34 protein-coding genes are annotated in these 24270 nt (G+C 50.0%); 1 reads left to right on the forward strand and 33 read right to left on the reverse strand.

The genetic code is table 11. The features are described 5' to 3' along the window. Positions 1-15: 15 nt before the first annotated feature. Positions 16-555 (forward strand): stalk domain-containing protein, encoded by a 540-nt coding sequence (locus B9T62_RS15445; RefSeq protein ID WP_157685635.1) that lies wholly within the window; start codon positions 16-18, stop codon positions 553-555. On the opposite strand, the gene B9T62_RS15450 is transcribed toward B9T62_RS15445, so the two are convergent. The 33 genes from B9T62_RS15450 to B9T62_RS15600 all read right to left on the reverse strand — a co-directional run bounded on the left by B9T62_RS15450 (position 552) and on the right by B9T62_RS15600 (position 24231). Further along, positions 552-2624 (reverse strand): phage tail spike protein, encoded by a 2073-nt coding sequence (locus B9T62_RS15450; protein WP_087916074.1) that lies wholly within the window; start codon positions 2622-2624, stop codon positions 552-554. The two genes, B9T62_RS15445 and B9T62_RS15450, sit on opposite strands and share 4 nt — an antisense overlap. A gap of 9 nt (positions 2625-2633) precedes the next feature. Beyond that, positions 2634-3152 (reverse strand): phage distal tail protein, encoded by a 519-nt coding sequence (locus B9T62_RS15455; RefSeq protein ID WP_087916075.1) that lies wholly within the window; start codon positions 3150-3152, stop codon positions 2634-2636. 87 nt (positions 3153-3239) lie between these two features. Further along, entirely contained in the window at positions 3240-3518 is a 279-nt protein-coding gene (locus B9T62_RS15460) for a holin (RefSeq protein WP_087916076.1), read from the reverse strand. A 13-nt stretch (positions 3519-3531) separates the two neighbouring features. Next, positions 3532-4449 (reverse strand): peptidoglycan recognition protein family protein, encoded by a 918-nt coding sequence (locus tag B9T62_RS15465; protein WP_087916077.1) that lies wholly within the window; start codon positions 4447-4449, stop codon positions 3532-3534. Beyond that, on the reverse strand, positions 4449-4712 hold the full coding sequence (locus B9T62_RS15470) for a hemolysin XhlA family protein (protein WP_245864471.1): 264 nt from the start codon (positions 4710-4712) through the stop codon (positions 4449-4451). Before B9T62_RS15470 ends, B9T62_RS15465 begins: the two co-directional genes overlap by 1 nt. Before the next feature lie 128 nt (positions 4713-4840). After that, on the reverse strand, positions 4841-4972 hold the full coding sequence (locus B9T62_RS41275; protein WP_281257734.1) for a hypothetical protein: 132 nt from the start codon (positions 4970-4972) through the stop codon (positions 4841-4843). A gap of 49 nt (positions 4973-5021) precedes the next feature. After that, positions 5022-5390, reverse strand: a complete 369-nt coding sequence (locus B9T62_RS15475; protein WP_087914968.1) for a hypothetical protein — start codon at positions 5388-5390, stop codon at positions 5022-5024. An 11-nt stretch (positions 5391-5401) separates the two neighbouring features. After that, entirely contained in the window at positions 5402-6595 is a 1194-nt protein-coding gene (locus B9T62_RS15480; protein ID WP_087914967.1) for a hyaluronate lyase N-terminal domain-containing protein, read from the reverse strand. A gap of 15 nt (positions 6596-6610) precedes the next feature. Next, entirely contained in the window at positions 6611-7462 is an 852-nt protein-coding gene (locus B9T62_RS39985; RefSeq protein ID WP_169834389.1) for a hyaluronate lyase N-terminal domain-containing protein, read from the reverse strand. Beyond that, a complete protein-coding gene (locus tag B9T62_RS15490) occupies positions 7449-7646 on the reverse strand; it encodes a hypothetical protein (RefSeq protein WP_087916079.1) in 198 nt (65 codons plus the stop codon). Before B9T62_RS15490 ends, B9T62_RS39985 begins: the two co-directional genes overlap by 14 nt. A 14-nt stretch (positions 7647-7660) precedes the next feature. Then, positions 7661-8065, reverse strand: a complete 405-nt coding sequence (locus B9T62_RS15495) for a hypothetical protein (RefSeq protein WP_087916080.1) — start codon at positions 8063-8065, stop codon at positions 7661-7663. Positions 8066-8078: 13 nt separating this feature from the next. Continuing rightward, positions 8079-8474 (reverse strand): phage tail fiber protein, encoded by a 396-nt coding sequence (locus tag B9T62_RS15500; protein ID WP_087916081.1) that lies wholly within the window; start codon positions 8472-8474, stop codon positions 8079-8081. Between the two features lie 12 nt (positions 8475-8486). Continuing rightward, on the reverse strand, positions 8487-9080 hold the full coding sequence (locus B9T62_RS15505; RefSeq protein WP_087916082.1) for a phage tail domain-containing protein: 594 nt from the start codon (positions 9078-9080) through the stop codon (positions 8487-8489). After that, positions 9077-13561: a phage tail tape measure protein gene (locus tag B9T62_RS15510; protein ID WP_087916083.1), complete on the reverse strand. Its 4485-nt coding sequence runs from the start codon at positions 13559-13561 to the stop codon at positions 9077-9079. The genes B9T62_RS15505 and B9T62_RS15510 overlap by 4 nt, the downstream gene beginning before the upstream one ends. Continuing rightward, positions 13558-13830, reverse strand: coding sequence for a hypothetical protein (locus B9T62_RS15515; protein WP_087916084.1), 273 nt, complete (start codon positions 13828-13830; stop codon positions 13558-13560). The genes B9T62_RS15510 and B9T62_RS15515 overlap by 4 nt, the downstream gene beginning before the upstream one ends. A 23-nt stretch (positions 13831-13853) precedes the next feature. Next, on the reverse strand, positions 13854-14201 hold the full coding sequence (locus tag B9T62_RS15520; protein WP_087916085.1) for a hypothetical protein: 348 nt from the start codon (positions 14199-14201) through the stop codon (positions 13854-13856). A 6-nt stretch (positions 14202-14207) separates the two neighbouring features. Then, positions 14208-14990, reverse strand: coding sequence for a hypothetical protein (locus B9T62_RS15525; RefSeq protein WP_157685639.1), 783 nt, complete (start codon positions 14988-14990; stop codon positions 14208-14210). A 17-nt stretch (positions 14991-15007) separates the two neighbouring features. Further along, complete coding sequence (locus B9T62_RS39125; protein ID WP_157685641.1) at positions 15008-15154, reverse strand: hypothetical protein; 147 nt, start codon at positions 15152-15154, stop codon at positions 15008-15010. Between the two features lie 2 nt (positions 15155-15156). Then, positions 15157-15537 (reverse strand): DUF3168 domain-containing protein, encoded by a 381-nt coding sequence (locus B9T62_RS15530; protein WP_087916087.1) that lies wholly within the window; start codon positions 15535-15537, stop codon positions 15157-15159. After that, positions 15537-15962 carry an HK97-gp10 family putative phage morphogenesis protein gene (locus B9T62_RS15535; RefSeq protein WP_087916088.1) on the reverse strand — a complete coding sequence of 142 codons (426 nt, stop codon included), beginning with the start codon at positions 15960-15962 and terminating at the stop codon, positions 15537-15539. Before B9T62_RS15535 ends, B9T62_RS15530 begins: the two co-directional genes overlap by 1 nt. Then, the gene (locus B9T62_RS15540) at positions 15962-16291 is read right to left on the reverse strand and encodes a phage head closure protein (protein WP_087916089.1); all 330 of its coding nucleotides are present in this window, start codon (positions 16289-16291) and stop codon (positions 15962-15964) included. The genes B9T62_RS15535 and B9T62_RS15540 overlap by 1 nt, the downstream gene beginning before the upstream one ends. After that, positions 16288-16545 (reverse strand): hypothetical protein, encoded by a 258-nt coding sequence (locus B9T62_RS15545; protein WP_087916090.1) that lies wholly within the window; start codon positions 16543-16545, stop codon positions 16288-16290. Before B9T62_RS15545 ends, B9T62_RS15540 begins: the two co-directional genes overlap by 4 nt. A 5-nt stretch (positions 16546-16550) precedes the next feature. Continuing rightward, a complete protein-coding gene (locus tag B9T62_RS15550) occupies positions 16551-16817 on the reverse strand; it encodes a head-tail connector protein (RefSeq protein ID WP_087916091.1) in 267 nt (88 codons plus the stop codon). 18 nt (positions 16818-16835) lie between these two features. Beyond that, a complete protein-coding gene (locus B9T62_RS15555) occupies positions 16836-17060 on the reverse strand; it encodes a hypothetical protein (protein ID WP_087916092.1) in 225 nt (74 codons plus the stop codon). Between the two features lie 53 nt (positions 17061-17113). Next, entirely contained in the window at positions 17114-18253 is a 1140-nt protein-coding gene (locus B9T62_RS15560; RefSeq protein ID WP_087916093.1) for a phage major capsid protein, read from the reverse strand. After that, on the reverse strand, positions 18246-19025 hold the full coding sequence (locus B9T62_RS15565; protein WP_087916094.1) for a head maturation protease, ClpP-related: 780 nt from the start codon (positions 19023-19025) through the stop codon (positions 18246-18248). The genes B9T62_RS15560 and B9T62_RS15565 overlap by 8 nt, the downstream gene beginning before the upstream one ends. Continuing rightward, on the reverse strand, positions 19018-20235 hold the full coding sequence (locus B9T62_RS15570) for a phage portal protein (RefSeq protein ID WP_087916095.1): 1218 nt from the start codon (positions 20233-20235) through the stop codon (positions 19018-19020). Before B9T62_RS15570 ends, B9T62_RS15565 begins: the two co-directional genes overlap by 8 nt. 9 nt (positions 20236-20244) lie before the next feature. Beyond that, positions 20245-21951: a terminase large subunit gene (locus tag B9T62_RS15575; RefSeq protein WP_245864472.1), complete on the reverse strand. Its 1707-nt coding sequence runs from the start codon at positions 21949-21951 to the stop codon at positions 20245-20247. Then, positions 21929-22303, reverse strand: coding sequence for a P27 family phage terminase small subunit (locus tag B9T62_RS15580; RefSeq protein ID WP_087916097.1), 375 nt, complete (start codon positions 22301-22303; stop codon positions 21929-21931). The genes B9T62_RS15575 and B9T62_RS15580 overlap by 23 nt, the downstream gene beginning before the upstream one ends. A 341-nt stretch (positions 22304-22644) precedes the next feature. After that, positions 22645-23010: an HNH endonuclease gene (locus B9T62_RS15585; RefSeq protein WP_425436651.1), complete on the reverse strand. Its 366-nt coding sequence runs from the start codon at positions 23008-23010 to the stop codon at positions 22645-22647. After that, positions 22985-23677, reverse strand: a complete 693-nt coding sequence (locus B9T62_RS15590; protein ID WP_157685645.1) for a hypothetical protein — start codon at positions 23675-23677, stop codon at positions 22985-22987. The genes B9T62_RS15585 and B9T62_RS15590 overlap by 26 nt, the downstream gene beginning before the upstream one ends. A 22-nt stretch (positions 23678-23699) precedes the next feature. After that, complete coding sequence (locus B9T62_RS15595; RefSeq protein ID WP_087916100.1) at positions 23700-23900, reverse strand: hypothetical protein; 201 nt, start codon at positions 23898-23900, stop codon at positions 23700-23702. Next, positions 23893-24231, reverse strand: coding sequence for a hypothetical protein (locus tag B9T62_RS15600; protein WP_087916101.1), 339 nt, complete (start codon positions 24229-24231; stop codon positions 23893-23895). The genes B9T62_RS15595 and B9T62_RS15600 overlap by 8 nt, the downstream gene beginning before the upstream one ends. Positions 24232-24270 lie beyond the last annotated feature (39 nt).

Here is a 24270-nt window from a genome sequence, read left to right on the forward strand (position 1 = left end):
AAGGAGCTGAGGTTTTTGAAAAAAGCAATCATAGGGCTAGTCGCTGGCATGCTGATCGGATCAGCGGGAATGGCAGCAGCTGCGACAACTCAAACCGTCCAGGCTGTATTCGCTAAATTCACACTTTCTGTGGATGGCCAGAAGCAAACGCTGAAGAATGACCCGCTTGTCTATAGAGGCACGACATACTTGCCAGTCCGTGAGGTGGCCGAAATGACCGGCTACGGACTGGAGTATGACAACACGAAAAAATCCATTGATTTGAAGACGAAAGGAGATGAAGTTTCTGTGGGAATTACTGACGAAATCAATTTAAATGAATTTATTTCAACCAAGGTTTTGGTGGCAGACTATGATGTAGACGTTTCGGCTGAATCCGGAAAAATTAGAGATGTGACTTACAAAAAAAATGACAACATCATTGTTTACTCGATGCCAGGCACTTTAGTAGATGGTATTTATAACAGTGTTGATGGATTGCATAAAGCTGCGGTTAAAGATGGGGCAATATACCTGTCGAAAGAAGCAGTATCTTTTTTGGGTATATCTATTTAATAATTACCGCCTCCACGGCTCATCACGAATAATTGGCTGACTACAGTCGCAACCACACGCCCGAGATTATTGGGCGTTATTTTTATGGAGTGATACATTCCCCGATTTACCTTGCCACTATCATCCTTACTCAAATATGGAATGATATCAATGTCCTCAGCACTTGTTCCGGTAAATGGGACGACATTCCCATCCACTTCAATCGTTAGAGCCGTGGGCGTAGGGCCCGCATAAATACCATACTCTATCCCATGCGTATGAGCAGGGATTTGGTGTGTGTGTTCCATGTTGTGGCTGTGCTCCATATTGTGCGTGTGTTCCATATTGTGGGTATGGTCCATGTCGTGTGTGTGCTCCATATTGTGGGTATGGTCCATATCATGAGTATGATCCATATCGTGTACGTGGTCTGGTAAATCTATTAGATGATCATGCATAGCAGGGGAATGAGTATGGCCTGGATGCGATACATAGGTTACGTATCCTCCTCCAGTTATTAATAACTGAGTTCCGTTTGCAACCCCGTGGTTATGACCACCATCATACGTCGATGGGTCTGGTGCAAAACCAGGTGCCAGTTTATACGCACCAGTTCTTGTGTTGATTACCCCCCCGCCATCTGCCGTTGTATCTCTCGTACTCGGTCCCGCTGTGTCCCGCGTACTTGGTCCTGCTGTATCACGCGTACTCGGTCCCGCTGTCTGCCTGCTACTTGGGCCAGCTGTATCCCTTGTGCTCGGGCCTGCTGTCTCCCTGCTGCTGGGTCCGCTGGTGTTTTTTGAACTGGAACCTGAAGTCGCTGCTGGCGCCGACTCTATAGCCTTGCTATAAGCCCTGAACGCCTCCGCCTGAAACGATAGCATGACCTTATTAATCCGAGCCGTCTCCTCGGGTACATAGAATTTGAGTATGGCCGGATGCGTGGGGTCAGCATTATCCGCGAAGTCCCGAGTATCCAGATTGGTTGCCCCCTGTGCGTATGAATCATTGATATGCTGCCGGTTCTGCAAATCGGCTATGCTACCCGCGATGTCCTCCGTCCGGTTGGCAATCTCCAGCTGTGCGTCTCCCGGCGAACCTATCATATCGCCCTTGCCTTTGTTGACCACCCGCGCGATAAAGTCCTCACCCATTTCGTCGTCTCTCACACGGATTCGAGCGCCCGTCTTGAACTTATATATCTGCTGGCCCGTCAGACGGTGGATTTCAGAGGCTCCGACGCTATAGGAGACTCGTGGCACCTTTAGCTCGCTATATAGTGTCTGGCAACGCGCCAGCAATGTATCTGCATGCTCAAAGCGGCGGTCAACAAAGATGGATGACAGGATACCGTACTGAGCTTGTGCTGCTGCATCCTCGATGTACGGAAGTCCGCCGTTGATGTCCGCGAATGTGAGTTGGTTGACGCCTTCCCCGAAGCCGAGCCCATATAACCGGGTGCAGAGGTTTGTCGGGTCTACTACCTTCTCGATCTCGGTCATGTTGACACCGTACCGGATGTAGGCGGTCACCTCTTCATCTGGCGGCACAAGGTTCAGCGTCCACGGATAGGATGTTGTGTCCCAGGTCCATTGATAATCAGCGTCGAACGGCTTCGGCACCGAGAACAGCGCCCCCAGTAGCGTATCGTTCTCCCAATTGTATTCAAACTGCCGCCCGAAGCCGACCGTTCCCAGCTCCCAGCGCGGAACAACCTGTTTGGATAGGATATATTGCAGCACCTGGGCGGTGTATACTCCCAGATTGCCGACCGTATGCGACTGAAACAGAACGTCATTCAGCAGCGTGGCAAGTACGTGCTCGCATTCGTATTTGATGATAGGGCCGCTCTGATTCCGGTTCGTGGTGTTAGGTACAATGCGGAATAGTTCTATCCGTTCATACCCGTCATACAACTCCACAAAGTAAAACTCCCTACACTCGGCATTCTTTGGATCATTGCCCGGGAGGCTGAAGGATGCCGTCCACAGCGAATTGAGCGGCATGCTGTATTCGATATTATAAGCATTCTCCAGCAGCGCTACGCGCCGCATTTGAGCATCATATATTGTGATTGGTGGTTTAGCCATAAGAACCTCCTATATAAATTTATCCCGGTGCGTAATTCGAACCAAAACGTTGCGGCCAGTAGCCGGATCTGTGTAGACGATGTTGTTGCTGCCGAGATTCAGATCAAAAAAATCGCCCTGCATCATGTGCAGCGCGTTGGCTCCGTTTTTGGTAAAGGTCAGATTCTTGCTGTCGATCACGATGCGGTCTCCTGGAGCAAAGGACCCGGTGAACACTATCTCATCCAGATGGTACCGGCTACCGTTGGCCTTGAGTGTTCCGATGCCGTGCAAGATGGCTTGCTGCAGACGCTCACGGACAAACGTAGCCGTTAAGCCGCCCTCACCATCCATCTTGGCGGTGAATCTGATCTCACGTACAAATGTTGCTTTCAGTCCACCATCGCCCTGTAGCAGCGCTGATCCGGTTGCTATGATGTTGGAACCTGCGGTCAAAGTGCCTTCCCCGCGCAGGACGGCACTACCAAAGACAAACAGTGAAAACTCCCGGTTGAACGCTATCCGGTTAAATGATCCTCGATTAAACATGGACAGGTCTCCTATCCTAAAAAATGAAATAAGCCCCTGCGAGTACAGGGGCAGCAAGAGCAAAATGAACAGATATTATTCCGAAAATTATTCCTTGGTGCTGCCGTCCCGCTTATTAAAAGCCAATTCAAACAGCCCGGTCGCAGATAACCCCGCCAGACCCCCGGCCCATAGCCGCAGCACCAGGCCCAGCTCCGTAAACGGTGATGCCGCAGCGCCTACTAAGAGGCCAATTACCAGACCGATAAGAGGCAGGATGTTTTTAGGCACATTAACTGCGCTCTTAACAAGTTGCACTCCTGCCAACACAAAAACGGCCAGCACCGAAGCGAAGGCCAACACATCCGTTAAGTTTTGATTATCCATTTAGTTATCTCTCCTATTCAGTCGGCATGCCCGCAGCTCGCCGCAGGTGATTTGCCGTGTTATTGTAATAAGCCATAGCCGTCTTGTCGCCCTTAACCTTGGCGGCCATCCAGCCCGGAGAGAGCCACCGGAACACAAGCTCCTGGACGTTACTCTTATGCAGCTGCGTGAACGGCGCTGTTGATCCCGGCTGCAACGGTATCCGGGCAGCCAGCCGCAGGTTATTTGCAAGGTTGTGCAGATGCAGCGTGCCTACCGAGTCACCAGCCTGCCGGGCTGCGAACCATGCTGGAGATACATAATCATCAATGAGTGCCTGTGCGACATTGGCTGGCAGTTGCACGGCGGTGGGTGGCGAGATAACTACCGGTTGCTCTGCAATCTCCGCCACGACATCATATAGCAGATCCTTCAGCGTCTTGCCAGCAGTCTTCAGCGCCTGATCAATATCCCGCTTTCGCGCCGGGTCCAGCTGTTTATGGCTCGGGATGTGAGTCAGCGGGTTAAGTCTCCACTTGTCGCAGCAATAGGCCAGATACCACACAAAGCGCTTATATGCCTCGGCAAAAGCGATCTTGCCGCCATAACACAACTCCACACCCAGCGCGATGTCGTTGGCATCGTCGCCGTAGAGCTTGTTATCCGTGGTCACGTTGTATAGTACATGCCAAGCTTTCTCGGCTAGGTCGCTGCCGGTTCCGGTCGGGATGATCTCCAGAATCTTCTTGTCATCAACAAATGTCTGCGCGGAGGCAGATCGGTTAACGAGAGTCTGAAAATAATTGAAGTGATTATCCGCTGTTGCTCCAGGGTTGCCGGTATCGTGGGCAACTAAAAAGCCCGGAGTCCCCGATACTAACCGGGTGCCGGGTCGAACGTTTTGGCGCTTGTCGATATAACGCCGCTCGATCTTATACTTATCCTTGATCATTACTTACCTCCTAATCTAATAGCCACTACAATGGCACCCACTATAACGGTAATGATAGCTCCCCCGATTGTGCGCCAAAGCCAACGTTGCCCGTCCTCAATCCGATCCAGCCGGTGGTGCGCTGATTTAGTGGACTGCATAGCCTCTCGGGCCAAATCCCGAGTTGTTTCAATCGCAGTCGTCAAAGCAGGCACAGCTTCGAGCGTCTTTTCGATACGCGCCAGTTGTATCTGTATTTCAACCAATTTATCCTCTGTTGCCACGGTACCGCCTCCTCCTGGCATCGTCACTCCCCCTCTCTGCAATCTCCCTATAAAAACAGCCCCTGGGGATCTCCCCCAAGGGCAAAATAAAAACGCCTCAATGGGCGCTGCGGTTATCTCTATTCTTCTTATACAGCCAGAAATTCCAGTCCGCTGTCCGTCAGGATCACTTTAACCTGAGTCTTAAGAGCCTCTGTAGGCACTGCACTAAAAGCGAGTTTACCCAATATGACTCTCTGTGCCAAAAACAATGCAATCATGTTATCACCTCCTCCCAGATGTAACAGCCACCATACCAACAACCGAGCATCATTGAGCCTTGATGATCATTTCCTGTAGAACGTCCTCGATAAAATCAGATCGCTCAGATTGTGCAGCCAGTTGCGCCTTCAGCAATTCATTTTCCTTCTGCAGTTGTTGAACCTCTGTCAGCTGAGGCGGGTGGGCCGTTTGGTACTGCTCCCACATTGTTGCCAACTCCACATCTGTGCGCTCGACCATATCGTCACCCTCAACGTACCAGCGCGGGATAACGCCGTTATACCAGAGGTCCAGGTTAAAGTGTCTGCCGCCGTTCTCTGTGACTAGCAGATCGCCGGGTTGCGGCTGCTCGAAGGCATCAGAAAAAGCGCGGATCACGTTGTCGTCTGTGTCCACGCGGATATAGTGTTTATACATGTCGTCCCCCCTTATAGTTCAGCATCTGCGGCAAAGTGGAAAAATCGTCGATTAGTTGTAGATCCATTCAGAGTGTAATTATGCCGGATTCCCGCTTCGTCTCCGATGCATGCGACACCAGATGATATAGTACGGTCAGCAGTACCATCACTCACCATACCAACGCCGCCCCCTTTACCATAAGCCGTCACTGTCGGTGTTACACGCTTGCGTGTCTTAAACGATGTATACCCAAAGTGAGGGCCACCTACCGTACCGTCTTCGGATACACCATATAGCGATCCGTTTTCAGTCGCCGTACCCGGTGCATCCTCAAGATAATAACTTTTTTCATAGTATCGTTGACATAAAGCCAACTCATCGGCCAGGCTTCGCGCCTGAAAAGGCAGAGCAACTTCACCCACATTTACTTGCGCCTGAGCAATGTCTACATAACCAGTTGCCCAACTACCTACCGCTCCGCTCGGCGCTGATACGATCGTATTCCCAGCCTTGTATATAATAAGCGAAACGGCGAGATAACTTCCAACGCCGACCGTTTTGCCGGATATGCTAGGTACGTTGATACTGACCGTGACTTTTTGCCAGGATGTCGTCAGATTAACGGTCGGTACATTAGCAGCAGTATTGACTTCTGCCGATCCCCCCGATCCGAAATTTTGAATAGCCACAACTCCCACGGAACGGGCAGCATTGGCTTTCATCCAAATAGTAAAGGTGACTTTCTGCCCGGCAAAGTTACGTACATCTTCAATTGCCTGGTGGAATCGGATTAGCGATTGTGTCTGTAGAGCAGATAAAGTCAGGATATTGAAGCGTGCGAAATGCTTGGGGTTGCCCGGTACAACCGTCTGTCCGGCGGCGAAATCCTGGCGTACCCAGCTGCTTGTATTCCCCGTAACAGATCCTGCATATATCTGGCTCCACCACCGATCAGGACCGTATCCATATGCATTTGATCCGTCCCCTCCAGGCAGCACCGAAGTTCCCCGCTGCCATATGTCAACCCCACCGTTTATTAACGCCTGCTGGTTTTTGTTATACGGAACATTCTCAGCCGCCAAAAACAGCGTATCCCCGCCTGAAACATTACCGATATACAGGTCTTTGGAATCCGTGCAATACCCCGGCTCCGCAACGCTCAGACCGCCCAATGCGGCCAATTGCGCCTTAGTCCCGCGCCGTACTTGTATCTTATTAGCCATAATGTACAGCCCTCCTTAAAATGTACCGCCGTCAATGACTGCTATCTGAGCGTCTATAGCCTGAGCCGTCCGTTGCGGCGTCATATACTTAACCGCGCTCGTTCCGGCCTCTGCCTCGGCTTGCGTAGCAACTCCATAGTTGCCCACGCTACCCAGGCCCACATCTGTTGCGGTCAGCGTCACGGCTCCAGTCCGGCCAGCCACGGAGGATACAGCCCCAGTAGGTGCGAGGATCTCCTGCCAGTTAGCCAGTGTCGAGGCACCTGCCACCCGTAGGATATAGGTCTTGTTTAGGTCCGTCCTGATTGCAATGTCTCCGACCTCAGCTGTCAACGCCAGCATGGCCGCTTGGGTGGCAACTACAAAGGTGTCTGAAATAGCCAGTGCGGGCAGGACGCTATCCGGTAGTTTGCCTCCAACACCAAGGATAGGCACATTTCCCGCAGCCGTGCCTGTATCCTTGCTTGCCACTGTCCCTGCGTCCGTAATTTTGGCGAGTGTCAGGTTAGGAACATCTGCTGCGGTCATCTGAGAGGCGGCGGTTACGCGGCCTTTAGCATCTACCGTTGCCTTTGTATATGTTCCTGCCGCAACGCCTGTGTTAGCAAGCACAACGGCAATTGGCGCATTAGCCGATCCATCGAAGGATACAGACCCGGAGGCGTCTCCGGTAAGCGATATGGTGCGTGCTGTAGCAAGTTTTGCTGCTGTTTCCGCTGCTGCAGCGTCTGGATTTACCATGACTTTCCCGCTGCCTGTGCCTACCCAAACCTTTCCCGTATCTGTCGCGAGCGCTAACTCTCCAGCCTCTAATGTTAGGCCCGGAATATTGGCGGATAACCCGCGCTTGATCTTAATAATCGGCATCGTTCATACCACCTCTACTATTTTTCAAGGCCTCTATCTCCACAACTACATCAGCACTTAATGTATTTGGATTGATTTCTTTCGGACCTTCCGCTGTCCCGATATACACTTTGTCTCTCTCAATATCAAGACACACCTCGCCAACTGCCAATCCTTTAGATTCCTTTGGAATACTAATTTTCAATAGTATCTCCTCCTTTAATATGTGCCGCCGTCAATAACGGGCCCTGTCGGATCATTACCGTCAAATGTGCCGCCGTTAATCGGCATGTATGCCAAAAAATCAATCAGATCAAGGATGTTGGCTCTGACGGTATTGTGATCGTAGGCGGTAAAGTACCGGGCAACCTTAGACCCACTAACCCAAACTTTTGCGCCCGTCCCGTCAAACCCGCGTGTACAGCCCGTTAGGTTGTTGCCCGTCTTACCTGTATAGAGTACGGTCTCCGAACTCTCGTCTGTGCCGATTGTCAACACGTTAGGAGCAGGCGGCAACTTGCTTGCATCTGTCACGGCTACCGTAGTCGTCGCTGCTGTGAGTGCCGCTGACAACTCCGTGCCGGGCGAGTTGGCAATTGCCGGATACATCGGTTGTTGTGCCATTAGGCTCGCCTCCTTATCTTTGTGTCAGCTGGAGTTCACCGACCACAAATTTAAAAATATCACCCGTCAGGATTGACCGAGAATCTGTTAATTCCCCAAAGTAAAGGAGATTCCCCCCTGTGGCTGCATCCCTTATGCCAATGTGAGTGATCTGGCCCCAGTTTGCTGTAGCCAGTGGGTATGCAATCTCTGCCGTGTTTTTAATAGTCTGAATACCGCTTACTGCCGCAGGAGCCGCAAACGTGACTGCCCGCCGAACATAAGCGCCACCCGACACTTCCAGCCCCGTGTCTACCTTTGTGGGGTTACTGGTGTAGAGAGCGACAAAAAGTGCCGCGGGCGGTGTAAACGGAGTATTGCGAAAAGCCAAGTTAAGGTATACCTTTGCTAAATAATCGGATACATTCAATGCGTTCGCCTCCTATTCGAGTTTGTACTCGTTCGAAATCCTGAAATTCGACAATGTGTTTGGGCCCGTGTTTGTCAGTATGATCACGGCCTCTGAACGAATATTCCCTGCTGATTGAATTAACAACGTTGTCGGTGAAACAGTAATGACTTGCTCCGTGATATGTTCCTTCACCGAATAAGCGAACGGGTCAAAAGCCACCAGCTCCAGTTCAAACATACCAATGCTGTTATAGATCAACCGTTCCAGCGAAGCAGATCCCGCATATCTAACCAGGTAGAATTTATCCGGCTCGTAATAGCGAACTAACTGTACTGTTCGGGGCCTGCCGTAAGAGTCCGTTAGGTGTCTGGCCAGAGAGCGCACCCGCTGCTGTAAGCCTGCTGCGCTAGGAGTATCATAATTTGTACCGTCCGCAACAAAGGCACAAGAAAAAGAAAAGACGCGTTCCGTTAGGTCCGCGCCAAAATCGTATTGCCCGTGCTTGCCGGGTATTGTAACGCCGATATCACGGGTGCCGGGGAGTAATGGTTCTTTACTCTCTTCCAACACCCGAAAGCCTAAATCAACATCCCGGATGCCTCCGAGCGAAATACTGCTTGTCATGTTAAACCCAACCCCCTTGCTGCCCGAGTGACTGAGCTCATTTGCCGACGGGATACATTGGTCTCAATCTGCTTGCCATCGAGATAGATGTTATTGTGCAAGACCAGTTCCCCGTCACCCAGCAGCCCAGCAGCCGATCCGGTAGAAGTCCTGCTGTCATTCTCCAGCGGCTGAATCCGGCTGTCGATTGCGCTCAGGCTTGGCGAGCTGAGGTCTATCGCAGCGGCGTCTGCCATATCCTGCGCAGCGCCTTCCACGGCCGACATCTGCCGTTCCATTCCCAAGGCCAGACCTTTGCCAATAAACTCGCCCAGAGCGATCATGACGCGGCTTGGTGACTTGATCTTCAGGGTGTCTTTGATTCCATTGGTGGCCGCTTGCGCTGTGGCAGCAGCCGCATTCGTGATGGCGCTTGTTCCCGACTTCATTCCCTGGATAACGCCGTTGACAATGTTCAGCCCGTAACTTTTCGCCTGAGCCTCAGCCCATTTCTTTTGCGCGGCTGTCCCGGAAGCCAACAGGCTGTTGAGATAGGCAATCTCGTTTGACATATTAGGAGTTGTCGTTGCCGCCTTGGCCGTTTTGCCGACCATTGAGAGGATATCATCTACCGCTGACTTGATGCTGTTCTTGGTGCTGTTAAGTCCGCTCAGCAAGCTCTCACCGAAGGACTGTCCAGCGTCTTGCCATTTGGGGTTGTACTCTGCCAGCAGGTCAATCAACTCTTTGTTGTTGCCATCGAGCATCAGACGCCGCGCCTCAGCTTGCAGAGCCTCTTCTGTGTTGAGGCTTGCATAGTGGGTCTTGGTAGATTCCATCTGAGTAGTGAGGCTGTCTGCAGTTGCCTGAGCGCTTTTTTCCTCTATTGATTTTTTGTTTTCATAGTCTAAACGGAGCACTTCGGCCTTTTGCTCTGATTGGCTTTTGATGTTGTTCATTTCAGTCTTCAGCGTGTCGATTTGCGTTTGTCTTTGCTCCAGCAAATACTTTCGCTGCCGCTCTGCAAGCATGTCGTCCAGCTCGGCCTGAATCTTTTCGCGGGCTTCGGCGGTATCGGCATCTGTCAGTTCTTTTTGCTTGTCAGCCAACTTCTTTTGGTAAGCCGCCTCTTCTGCCGCGATATCCTCCGCCTTGGTCAGTCCCTCAATACTGTCTATCTGTCCTTGCAACCCCAGAAGTTGTGCCTGAGTCTGAGCATCAAGTGTTTTGACCATTGCTTGGTACTCAGCGTCATACCCTGCAATGATGGCCTCTGACGCTACTTTGTGCTGGTCAATACGCTTTTGCAAGGCATCTGTAGCGATCTTCTCTTCTGCCGTGTAACGGGCCTTCAGGGCGTTCACAGCAGCCGTGCTGAGCGTTTCAATAGATTTGACCTGTTCGTCGTACAGCGCCTTTGCTTGGGCCGCTGCTTCTTTTGCAAGCTCAGCCCGAATTTTATTGACCTGCTTATCGATAGCGATACGCTCGGTAGTGCCGACCTTATATTTGGTCTGCAATTTCTCCCAGGCTCCCAGCTCCTGCTGCTGGGATATTTCATTCGCCTGCTTCCGTGCTTCGATAAATGTCTTTGAATCCTCGAATTGCTTTTTGGCAGCTGCCGCCGCATCCTTCGCCACCTGATCATTGGCCTTCTTGATGGCTAGGTTTATCTTCTGGACTTGCTCCCCGGTGCGGGCATAGGCCTGCTTCACCTTTTCCAAGGAGGCTATATATCCCACTTCATCGACAGCGCCCATTTTGTATTTGTACTGCGCAGTCCCGAGCGCATCATTGAATGCTTTATTCGCAGCTGTTGCAGCTTTTTTTGCAGCAGATGCGGCTTCTCTTTGCGCTTTTTCTGCTGCAGATGCGGCAGCCTTCTGCACTTTTTCAGTAGCCTTCCGAGTCTTTTCGGCAGCCTTGCCAGCAGATTTTTCCGCAGCAGCTCCTGCCTCGCCGGTTAACTGCTCGATAGCCGCTTTAGCCTTGCTTTTGGAGTTATTAATCCCAACAACAAGACCCTGCCCAATATTTTCTCCATATCCAGTTGTGAGCCGGGAAGGGGAGTGAATCCCAAAGAAATTTTTAATTGTATTCCCGATGCTCTCCGCTACATCCTTAGCCTTTTCGACGGCTGCAGATGCCATACTACCGATACCATTGACCAGACCTTCCATGATGTTCTTGCCGATCTTCTTCAGGTCTATCCCCTTGAAGAATGCCATCACCTTGCCCCAAATGCCTTCGATCACACCTTGAATAGTGCTAAAAATGTTTTTTATGCTAGTGAGCATGCTTTGGAAGTTATTCTTTACTCCCGTCCAAATTCCCTTAGCAACTGTTACAACCGACTGAGAAAGAGACTGCCAAATCGAAGCCCCGAGAGTACGGAGTCGCGTGAATATCCCGATCCCCTCGGTGAACATGTTTTTGAAGAAATTAACCACGCCACTGACCATCTTGGATATCAGAGAGGTTGCAGAACCTTGCAGACTTTTGAATGCATTGACGATTCCAGTGCCCATGTTTTTCATAATGGACACTCCAGATTTCAGAAGGTTAGTAAAGAGTGTCTTCAGGCCACCCAAGAAGTTCAAGGTCATGAGGCCCATCACAAAATCAATAGCCCCGCCAAGTAGTTGCTTAATGCCTTCCCACATTTTGGACCAGTCGCCCGTGAACAGGCCGGTAAATATCTTGATTAGACCCATGATCATATCCAAAGCGCCACTTATCACATTTTTGATGGCCGTCCAAGCCATGTCGATGATGAACTTGATGGCAGGCATGATGAATTCAATCACTTTCTTGATGCCGTTAAAAGCGTTAGTTACGGCCTGCAGGATCTGGGTTCCGTTGGTATCCCAAAACTTTTTGATCTTATCGATCTGGCCCATAACAAATGCCGAGATTGCCCCCCACGCCGAGAGCGCTACGGACTTAATAGACTCCCAAGCGCTGTTCATCGTGTCCCGCACGGTGTCGCTGGTTTTGTAAAGATAGACCAGCCCCGCCACCAATGCGGCTACCCCTACTATAATCAGTCCGACTGGGCCTGTGAGGGCTGAAAACAAGGGGATGAGTCCAGATATAGAGCTGACAACTTGACCTAATATCACAAGCAAAGGCCCAACCGCTGCCGCAATAGCCGCTACAGTCACAATCATCTGCTGTGATGCAGGACTAAGCGTCGAAAACTTCTCTGCCAGTTCTGTTATCTTGTCGATAAAAGGCTCTATCGAATCTACGGCTTGGAGCACAATAGGCATGAGCACGTCGCCCAGAGTGATTGCGATATCCGCCAGTTTGTTTTTGAGTATCTGCATTTGGCTTTCGAACGTCTTGTATCGTTCTTCTGCTTCTTTTGTAAGAGCAGAATTTTCTTCCCATGCCTGATTTGATAAGTCTACCGCTCCAGCAAATAACTCACTCGCATTACCAGCCCGCAGCAAACTGTCTCTCAAACGGATTTCCGAAATGCCCATTTCCTCGAGCATATTAATCGCTGATGTTCCAGCGCTCTCAGCTCCACCCAAACCATTAATGAAAGCGCCGAGCGCTCCCACAGCATCATCCTTGAATGCTTTTCCGAACTGCTCTGAAGTCATTCCTGCGATCTTTCCAAAGTTCTGAAGATCCACACCGCCATCTACGATGTTTCCCATTTGAGTTTGTGTCAGCCCTAACGCATCAGCTAGTGCCTTAAAATCCTTGCTGTTGTTATCTGCAAGCAGTTGCAGCTCCCTTAAAGACATCCCTGTCGCTTGGGTCAGAGCGTCCATCTTATCCATGCTTGTGGCTGCAACCTGCATGCGAACCATAACGCGCGATATTGCTGACCCACCCATTTCCGCCTCGATGCCAACGGAAGAAAGCGCCGCGGCCAAGCCTAAGATATCTGCCTCAGACATCCCCACCTGTGAGCCAGCCCCGGCAAGTCTCAGCGCCATGTCCGTAATCTCAGATTCAGTCGTGGCGAAATTGTTACCGAGAGCGACAATGGATGATCCAAGCCTATCAAACTGGTCTTGCGGCATTTGAGTGATATTTGCCAGCCGCGCTAGAGCACTCGCTGCTTCGTCGCTACTCATATTTGTTGCTATGCCTAAATCGACCATAGTTTTTGTAAAGCCGAGGATCGCGCTAGTCTTGATGCCCAACTGACCAGCCGCTTCCCCTACTCTTGCAATCTCCGATGCTGATTGAGGCATATCTTTAGCCATATCACGAATGCCTTGCCTTAACTCGGAGAATTCGGCTTCTGTGGCGTCCACTGTTTTTCGTACACCAGCAAAAGCAGATTCAAAATCAGAGGCGACTTTGAGCGATGCCGCACCAACCGCAACGAGGGGGACTGTAACCAGCGCGGTCATTGACTTACCTACATCAGCCATGCCTTTTCCGAATTTATCGACTGACTTCTGCGCCTGCTTCATGGCGTCATCAAGGCCAGTATTATTGCCCAAGATGTTTATGACAAGGTTACCGAGTAAACTCATGATCCCCCTCCTTCCGGCCGCTTGATGCGGTCACCGTATTGCTTCCGAAATGCCGCCTTATCCGGGGTTTGATTACCATCGCCTCGGACTCGCCGTTCCTTCTTGGGCTGTTCTTTCGCACCAAAAAGGCCGACCCCAATGCGGCCGACCAAGATGTTCGATTTATTCTCTTCATGTTCCATCCCGTAGTCGTAATACATCATGATCTGCGGGAAGGACATGTGATCCAGCATGTAATCAGGCGTTGCCCAGGAGTACATTGCGCCCATTCGCGCAAAAATACGCCCCAACTCTATAGGCTGGGGCTTACCTCGTTTTTTTCGGAATCGGCACCAGCTCTATCCTTGACCGGCTCCAGTACAAATTCAATGAGTTTCAGCAGTTGATTAAGGTCGGTGTTATCAACAATCCAGTCCGCTGTAACCTCTGGGAAGGATGGCCGCAGGATGCTCGCCACCTGATCAAGCAGCAACGGGAAGGTGTCTTGACTTCCTGACTGCAGCTTGTCGGAGTTTTTGGCGATATCCAGAGTTACCCGGGACGGGATGCGGGATACATCAATTCGTTTCCCAGCAAGGATGACAACCCGCTCCTCTGGGATGATTTGATCCAGGTCAAGAATCACTTGTTTTTTTGACATTTTTAATTAAACCCCCTGTTCATCATAAATTTCGAAAAGTTGTTCTCCGACGGCCCGGCTGGAATCCATGGTGCCGTTCATGCGGATTGGTGTGATTGCTGGGTCCTCGGCGTCCGCTTCCGGGAACGTGATGTTCAGGCCGCTCTCTGGAGTCGCCTTGTAGATTGTGATACGGAATTCCTTGCCCGCGTCATCATAGTTTGTGATACGTGCAACACGGGGCTGGAAGGTCCCCAAACCGCCAGAAAGGAAACGTTGAGCCGACAGAGGGGTATAAGTGTAGTTGACCATTACGGCGTCTCCAGAAGTGATTCCGCCGCCCTCCACCCTGGAAATGACTGTGAACCCTGCGCTGTCAACGGCGAGGGTGTAATCCGTACCCGCTGCCAATGTTGTTGCGCCTTTTTTAACTGTCACTGCAGTAACAACCGTTCCGGCTCCATTTTTATGCAGGAGACGTTTTTGAACTTGATTGGATAGTGTCACTGGCTCATTGGTTACAGTTTTCGGTGTTCCGGCAATGGTTTCGATCTTGTCAATTCCACCGCGAATCGTTGCCAGAGTAGCGAGGTTGATTTCCATCAGGTCGCCCTCAATACCAGCCGCGTGATTGTTAATCCCTGTCTTGATTACCCCGGCGTTGTCACTGGTTACAGTCATCTCGTCCCAAGTTTCCTCGAAAACAATGCTGTTCATCGCCCCGAGGTCAATAAAGCTATTAATGTCTGGACCAACCTCGAATTTCGCGGAGCCAAACCGGATAGTATTTCCCGCTTGGACTGTTGTCATATTGCGTCCCATAATTGTTATTCCTCCTCAGATTTTTCGATTTTAGAAACAGAAATCGCTACATCTTGGCCTGCGTATTTCTCGATCAACTCAATAACCGACACTCCGTCAATTACCAGCTCGCCGTGTTCGTTTCTTTCGAGCACACCATAAATACTCAGCACGTTTATTCCTCCCGATAGATAATTTTGAAATCCGTTGCTATGTGATAGAGCTTTGTGTCGCTCTCGTACATGTCCCTGCTGCCCTCCCAGACGCCTTGCAGCACCCTAACGCCGCCCATATTACCCTTGTAGCGTTGGAGAGCGTCACGCACCGCCTCGGCTACCGTCTTGGCCTCGCCGTAACGAGTAGAAAACACCGAGAACTGAAATCTCGGATAGGCAACGGGAAGGTTATGGTGAGCTACCCCTGAAATCTCCAGATACGCAATGGCTGGGTATGTTGGCTTCTCCGGCAGCCAGCCTGGATGAATCCGATTGCCTACAACGCCCTGAATCTCTGGAATGGTCAGCAGGTAATCACGTAGTTTTGTTTCGATTGCCATCAGGCACCCACTCTCTCAACCACTGCCTTTACGCCCTCTATGAGCAGCTTTCGGACCTTGGCCCGGCTCTTATCCATAGATGGCCGCATGAACGGTCTCGGCGGCTGGTGGCTACTGCCGTATTCGTAGAAGGTAACGTAAAAAGGGGCAGACGCAGATAAATCTCCTTTGCGTGCCCCTACCGTTACATTTGCATAAAACGCACCTTTTTTTGATGTGCCAATGTTGATTTCCAAAGAAAAACGAGTGTTCCCCGTAGCCCCGATAGGTGCCCGGGAATCAGCTTCGCGGAATACAATTTCAGCAGCCTGAGAGATCAGGTCCCGAATCTCCTTGGTGATCTCAGCGTTTGCTCGCTTCAGCTGCCGGATAACTTCCTCTGCACCATCCACACGGATGTTTGACCTTGATGTGCGCCGGACCATTATTGACGCTCCTTGCACATCAGCTGCAGTTCTTTATTCTCATACTTCGGATTGATGATATATAGAATCTCGAATTCAACGCCTTTGTAACGTACAACCATTGTCCTATCAATCCCTTCGCGGTACCGTATACGGATGCGCGTAGTCACATCGGCGGTGACTTGTGCGGCTGCAGCTCGGTCTTGTCCTCGAAGTGGCTCTATTGCAGCCCACAGCTTTACCACTTCCACCCAATCGTCCGTAGGCTGTCCCCATTCATCCAGATCATCAGGACCAGGAGGTCGAAAGACTACGGACCGCTTATTGAGACGGTTAACAAGCACGGTCATGATTCTTCACTGATCCCCATCAATTCGATAGCTTTCGCCTTCCCTCGGACCTTTTCTCCGTTGGGAAGCTCAAAGATCCCGCCGCCAGCATGCTTCGGCCATTCCTCCGGAGTCTCTGCTGGCACATCTTGGCCGATGTATCCGAGTTTCTGGAGGTATCCAGCACGTTCCTCTCCAGCCTCATACGCCGAACCAATTTCGTGAACCTTTCCAGATCCCTTATCCCGGAATTTCTTTAACACGGGATATTCCATATCAATCACCCCGTTTTCAGTTGTAAAATCAGGCTTTCCAGTGAAAAATTGAATTTCTCAAGCTTCTCGGCAGGATCTCGGTGCTCATAGTTAATAGCACAGTAAAGCATCACGGCCAGTTTGTACCTGGCCGATCCACTTTGATCCTCTGGCACTCCCGCTACAAGCAAGTATTCCTCGGCTGCGGCAACAAAAAGAGCGAGGGTTGTATCCTCCTCGCTCCCGTCTATTCTCAGATATCCTTTTAGTTCATCCAGCGGTAAATCGAGCATGTCCGGCTCCTCTCCGCCCTATATCGTCGGCACCCAATCCAGTACGGCGGAGTACACCGTGCCGTCAATGGTCTTGACCTCAATAGTGTACTGTCCTGCTGGGTTGTTATCGCTAAACCACAGCGTTTCTTGATCGTCTGGGGTCAGTTCTGCACCGTTTTTCTTGATGTAGGTGACCGCCCCCAGCGCGAGGGAAATTCTCGCTCCCGCACCATCCAACAGCTCGAACTCGGTATGATTCACACCGTTATGTTCACCCTCCTGGCCTGTTGGATTCAATGTTGCCGGCGAAGGAGTTAGAGCTTTTTTGCGATACGGAAGGCGGACTTCAGCTTGATCTTATGGTCGAGCCAAGCCGTCAGGACGAACAGTTCAACACCTGTCTTAACGTCCTTGTCGCGGTCATACAGCACTTGTGGGTCATAATTGAAGTGTGAATACCGGAAGTCTCCGACAATTGGGTTCACGGCCGAGTCGCTGAATACAACTGGTTTTCCAAGCACCTGCTCAGGTTGTGCGCTGTACAGCGTTGCATTGCCATTCGCCAGAACCTCAATGATGTCGAGATAATCTGCATAACGCATAACAATCTTTGCATTATCTCGATAATCCTCGTGCAAGGCAGCAATAGCATTTTTAATTGCTTTATACAAGTCCGCTCCGGTGACTACCGTGATGTTGTTCTGCGTCGAATAGAAAGACATGTGCTCTTCTCCTACCTTCGGAGTTGCAGCAAACGCAACCTTCTTTTCTTTAGCAGCCAAACCACTCTCAAGTGCTTGGTCTACCGTTTGGACCAGATTGGTATCCGTTGCAGCGAGGATGGTCTCGGACACGGGCACATAAATTTTGAACTTGAAACGACCAAACGTCACCACATCTCCCTCGGCCTTCAACTCTTTAGCAGTTTCAGTGTCGAGAATGAAATCATCATCATCCAGAGTGAAAGTGATTTTAGGAATCTCAAGATTCGTTACGCTTGTCACTGTCGAAACATCGCGCAGTGGGTTCTTGACAAACGGCTCGTGCAGCAACTCTGTGGTCATTGTGGTAGGCAAGATTTTTTCTCCGCCAGTCGAGTTGTTGTCACCGAGAGCAGCTTTAATTTCTGGAGAAACAGTCTTTCCACCTACAACCGCACGGATCAAACCAGCTTTAGCAGCTGTAATTTTGGCCTTAGGGTCAGAAAGGTTTGCTCCAAGTGCCGGAGCCTTAGCTGCTAAGGACGCTGTTTGAGCCGCTTGCATTTCATCATGTTCTCTTTGCAGGATGTCAAAGCGTTCTTTCAGGTTATTCTCCTTAGTTTCCAGCGCCTTGATATCTTCGATGCTCGCTTCTGGCTTAGATGCCTCCACCAACTTCGCTTGCTTTGCAGCAGCGTATGCCGTGCCGATAGTCAACAAATCATTTTTTACATCGAACAGTGTTTTAGCCATTAATGATACCTCCCAGGTATGATTGCAAATTTTGTAATTCTAATTGAGCATTTCGGGCCATTTCAATACGTTCAGCTTCGGTATAACCTTTGTTCGAGGGAGCGACCGTCCGCTTGGAGATAGCTGCAGGAACGTTGCGATACTTTGCGAATAACTCTTCGCTAATTGACGCAGCCATTTGATTAGCTTCTTCAACGACATCACACAATCCGTATGCAAAGGCCTCGTCTGCAGAAAGCCAAGTCTCGGCATCAAGTAGATCATTCAAAGTCGCTTCATCAAGTTTATCCCCCCCTTTTTGTAAAAAACTTTGAGCAGCGGATTGCCCGATGCGTTCCAAATCGTCAGCGGCCTTTCGTAACTCTGTAGCATTGCCAACGGCTAACATCCAAGGGTGGTGAACCATCAGCATGCTGTTTTTAGGCATCCAAATTTCGTCTCCAGCCATCGCAATAACCGCGGCTATTGAAGCCGCTAATGCATCCACGTGAGATATCACTCTCGCTTTATGGCGCTGCAACATATTGAGAATGGCTAGCCCTTCAAACACTGACCCGCCAGGACTGTTGATGTAGAGATGAATGACCTCAACCCCATCAGCCAATTCGTTCAATTCGTTTTTAAATGATGTGGATGAGACTTCTCCATATTCCTCCCACGCATACTTCGTAATTTCTCCATAAATGAAGATGTCTGCTGAACTTGGATCGCTCGCAGACATCTTCATCTCCCAAAACTTATTTGGGGCTTTATTTTGTTGGGCTTTACTCATTTTTTGTACTCACCCCCTTCCGTTGTTCGACTGGTGTATCTATTGGGTACAGGTCACCACTGATGTGCAGCTTGTCTCCGCCAGATTCGGGCGGCAGCTCTTCCCAAGCTCGAACCTCATTGGGTTTGAACACCCCTGACCGGATCATTTTGAAGTAGAAATCACCTCTGGTTGCCATATCCCCACGCAAAAGAGCGCCGACAGTGAACTTGAAGTACAGTCCCTGCTGGCGCTGCTGTGGTGTGAGCAGCTTCCGGTTAAATTCCTGTTCGTACTGCCGGATAATTGGTAGCAGCGTATAAGTCACAAATTCAAGGCTCATTTGCTCCATACTGCTGTAACTTGCGCCGTCTGTCTCCCCGACCATAGTCACCGGCATGTTGAATACTGTGGCGACCCGGGACCGCGTAATCTTTTCAACCTCAAACACCTTGGAGTCGATGAAGTTACGATTGATCTCCTTGATTTCCACCCCTGGCTCTTGAATGATGACCCCGCCATTTTCTTGGTAGAATTTCGCAAAGTTCTCCCAAATCTCTTTTTTCTTATCTGCCCCAACATGCGCGGCCAGCTTCAAAATAAAAGAGGCTTTTATCGACGAATCCAATTGATCTAACGTGAACTTTCTCACAGCAGCGTCGAAGTCGATTGTTCCCCGCAGGACATCAATAGGGCTGATCCCTTTATAGCCATTCTGAGAGGTCTGCACATGGTTGATATGCACCATATCCATGTTATGGACGTAATAGGTCCCTTTGTCTCCTCGGACCATGTACCACAGCTCGTCAGTGTCTTGCTCAACAACAGGCTCAACCTTTGTCGGATCAAGCACAATCAGCGCTTCGACTTCATAGAATCGGTTATACTCTTTCATCGCATAACCATTTCCATATACATTCCGATGGGTCTCCAGCAGCCTAATAAATCCGAATGAGGTCATATTCCGGTTCGGAGCGTTCGCTATTAAGTCATTCAATCCTTCATAAACAGGGCTGTATTCCTTATAGAGTTTGATCGGAAGCACAGCCAATGAGTTTGAAAGCCGAGAGACAGCCGCGAATATCGTTTCGTTCGAAGCGAGCTCTCCCCCAGCCATACCTCTGAAGATGGAAAGTCCGTTCCTGAACCAGCTGGTGAAATTTTCTGTGCCCGCAGGAGCTTTGTTGCGGACCACATTCCAAGCCACTTTTGTTCGTTGCCATAATTTCATTTCTTGTCATCACCCCCTTAGCAGTTCCTTGATTGAAACGAATGACACATCTCCGGTTGGCGGAGCCACTGCGAGTTGCTTCATGACCTCTACATGGGCATTCAAAAAGGCCGCAAACCCGTCAATTTTACGGTAGCGACCTTGTTTTGTTGGTATTTTGTTCCGGTTTCTGTCTTCGACAAGTTTGACGTTGTTGATATACCAGCGAAACAGCCGGTTATTGTTGTAGATGACCTTACCGTCGATGAAGAGTTCCTTCAGATCGTCCATGGCCGGGCCTAGCGTCATATGACCTTGCCGGACAACCTCGCAGTTAAATCCATAGCCCTTCAAAGACTCGACAAGCCCGAACGCTTTGGCCGGGTCATACATGATCTTTTCAATCCCATATTTCTCGGATTGTTCCACAAACCAGTCGAATATGTACTCTTTTTTGACGTATTCGCCCGGAATTATGGTCAAAAGACCCATTTCTTCGTACTCTTTGTACGGCAAATCTTCGTTTCCTTGTTTCACTTTCTCGGCGGGAATCCATGTGTGGGATATCGCGAATACCTCTCCCGTCTCCAGAATCGGAAACTCTAAACAGGCACTGGTAAAGTCTTCACTGTCGGAAAGGTCAAAGCCACCAATGCAGCCTTTGCCCTCGAACTGCTTCGCATCCAGATTCTTGTTGTTGCGCTTCAGCACCTCAAAGGAGAGGAAGGACTCAGCATCAGCCTTAACGAAAATATTCAACCGCTTGGTGATAAAGTCATTCCGTTCAGCTGGAATGTGCTTGCGGTCCTCCCACTCCTTGAGCATATCCTCCATTTTAATTGTGACGCCGAGGTTTGGATTAGCCTTGATCCAATTGTCCGGGTTTTCAATGTCGTCTCCCGGGTCCAACTCAGCCATAAAGTAAAAAGCATGCTCTGCCTGTATGACACCTTCCAGCACATCCGCTGCTTTGTCGTAGTAATCCATCAACGGACCGTCCAACTGATAACCAGCTGTTGTGATGTATAGAATCATTGGCTGTGACCGAGCGCCGGTTGAGTTCTTGATGACGTTAATCAGCTTGTATGTCTTGTACTCGTGGATCTCGTCGAAAACCCCCATGCTGCAGTTCTTGCCGTCGAGTTTCTTGCTGTCGGTTGCCAACGGCAATATCTTCGACATCGTACGCCGGAAACGGATCTCATGCAGCGTTTCGTCAAAGTGCTTCCGCAGCAATGGGGACGCCTTGATCATCGCCTTACACTCATCAAACATATCCCGGGCTTGCTCTTTGGAGTTGGCTAGTTGGTAGACCCTCGCCCCATTTTCTCCATCCTTTGAAGCTCCATAGAGCGACAATCCAGACACCTTTGCTGTTTTACCATTTTTACGGGCAACAAAAATAAGCCCCTCCCGAAAGCGGCGGAACCCAGTGTCTTTATGCACCCACCCATAGAGTGAGCCGATTATGAAGTGCTGCCAGGGTTGCAACTCAAGCCGATCAAAGTCACCCATGGAAGGCTTACAGAATTTTTCGATATAACCAACAGGCCGATAGCCTTTTTCCTCGTCAAAAATAAACGGGAAGCCCGGTGTGCCTTGCCTCTTTAGATCGTTTAAATGCCGCTGACAGGCCTGATAGACCTTTTTCGATGTGATGATAAGATGTGCGACGACTGCGGTTGCATATTGTGTGGTCTGCAGCTTGGGTAGATCAGTAGCTAGAGAAGTCGTCACCTTTATCCCCACCTTCCGGAGCAACTACACCGGAGACCTTTCTGTCCGAGGCGGGGGTCAGCTTAAGCTCAGCCTGCAGTTTCCTCTGATGCTCAATAATTTTGATTACCGAGTCCACTGATTTGTTCTGCCGGTAGAGTTGTTGCGATCCGTTTATAAAGAGCTCGACCACACCGCGATCCTTTATATCCACCAAATGTTGCTGCTTCAGCTGCTCCAGCAAGGCTAAATTATCCGTAATCATGATAGTGCGATCAGATAGATTGTCGTCAATCTCCAATTCTCGTATCACGATATCGAATAACTTCTTGGCTGATCGGTCCTTGATTTCCTTTTTTGGCTTGTGTTCCATGACACCCCCCCCTCTTATATGAAATGGTCATGCGCCGAAAACGAAACTGGCAGCTCGGTCCCCTTTGGTATAGAACCCAACCTTGAGGGCAGGGGGCATCCATATAGTTCCAGTTTTTTAATTACCACTAATTTACATTATAAATCCAATAAATAACATTTAATTAACACATTTTAACAAAATTACGAGAACTCTCATAACCACCTACAAGCCGATTACAGGCGTTACAACGTATATACAGGTGTTTAAGCGAGCAGCCAGCGAAACGTCTTTAAAACGGCCTACAATGAGCTGTGTGAGCACGTATCCGTTTATATCTCCCTTTGAAGTAGACTACACCATCAGAAGACCTCGCTGTTACCCTTAGATACTATAAACCTCGCCCTCCGGGCTACTGGTGTCGCCTCTCCCCTCTCTCCAGGCCCTCCGTGCTCTTTGTTGTGACAGCCGTTACAGAGGCTTAATAGATTCTCTAGTACTAAAGCAAGATCAGGGTAATCACTCAGGGGTTTAATGTGATGGACCATATCAGCAGGAGTTAATTTCTTACGCTTTATGCAGTGCTGACATAGATAGTTGTCTCTGATGAGTGCTTGTACTCTTGCTGTCTCCCATGCTGTAGACCTGTAGAACGCTCTTGATCCCTTGTCTCGCTTATAGCGGTCATAGTAACGGTTCTGGTCACGCCTGCTCGTCACTGCCTTCACCAACCTCTATAGTTACGAAGTCAGAGAGCCGACGTGTTAGCAGCTGGCGTACTTCTTCAAGAGCTGCCTCTACACCTAATGTGTTCATATATGCCTTGGCCTTGATGCCACCTATAGTACTTGACGCTCCACTCTGAGGCTCTACCTCAGTCACATACCAAACGACAGCTCGACTACCATCAGGGGTTGCTGTGGTGTACCTTCCGGGTGGCCTGCCCTCGTCTCGCTTGTGAACTGTATAGAACTTGCCTAAATTGTCTAATGCCTCAGTAACCCTGTTCAACTCTTCCCTGCTATGGACAGCCTTTTTGAAGCTCCCACTTCCTGCCTCTTCATGCCGGGCATTATCGAAGCAACGGCCGTGTGACAGTCCTTGTGTAGGAAAGGTATGAACATGGGTTATTCCATTCTCCCGTTCTCCGTGCGGCATAATTGGTCCTCTATCATAGAGGACTATTCCGCCATCAAAGATTTTATCTTTAGGGTTATAGATGAATGGGCCGAACCTTGCCATTAACTCCCATAACCTAAAGGTGGTGTATCCATCCTCATCTTTGCTGTAATCGCAGACCCATGGTGCCCCACCACGCTGTTCTCGCATCAGCTGCTCCCCATATGGAGTAAGCTTTACCTTAACGTATTGGTCACTGCTCACCTCAAAATCCATGTGTTTCACCCCTTCTTGTCTATCACTGTCCAACATTTTGTGGTGCTACCTCTGTCACATGCCATACATCGTGTTTCGGCTCAAACAGTATGCCGCACTCGTCACGTTTAATCGCCTTATCCGAACCCGTTTCTTTCACCACTGTATAATCTTTCCTCAACATATCCAGCGCATCTGTAACCCTAAGCAGTTCCTCTTTGCTGTGAACCGTCTTCTTATACATGTTGGTTTCCTCCTTCAACTGCTACCCTCACCCGGTCCATGCCCGCTTTGATGCTGGCCTGCGTCTTCTTGATCTTCTTAAGCGTGGCAGCTTGGTCAGCCCGCGGGTTCTGGAGTTGGCTCTGTATGCGCCGGATCTTGTCTTGGAGTTGCCTCACTTCTGTATCCGTATAGAATGCTACATACTCGCGCTGGCAATGCGGGCAAGTGAAGAACGTCTTCTCAACGGCTCCTGGTAGCCTTTCTTTCTGGAAACCCTTGACCTCGAACTGTTCGCCGCATCCTTCGTTACATATGGCTGGTATGGCCTTACTGGCCTGTGCCGTGCTCAATGTGATCCCCCCTCTAATCGATTAAGGTCTGATTCAATG

Source organism: Paenibacillus donghaensis, assembly GCF_002192415.1.
Classification (GTDB): domain Bacteria; phylum Bacillota; class Bacilli; order Paenibacillales; family Paenibacillaceae; genus Paenibacillus_AQ; species Paenibacillus_AQ donghaensis.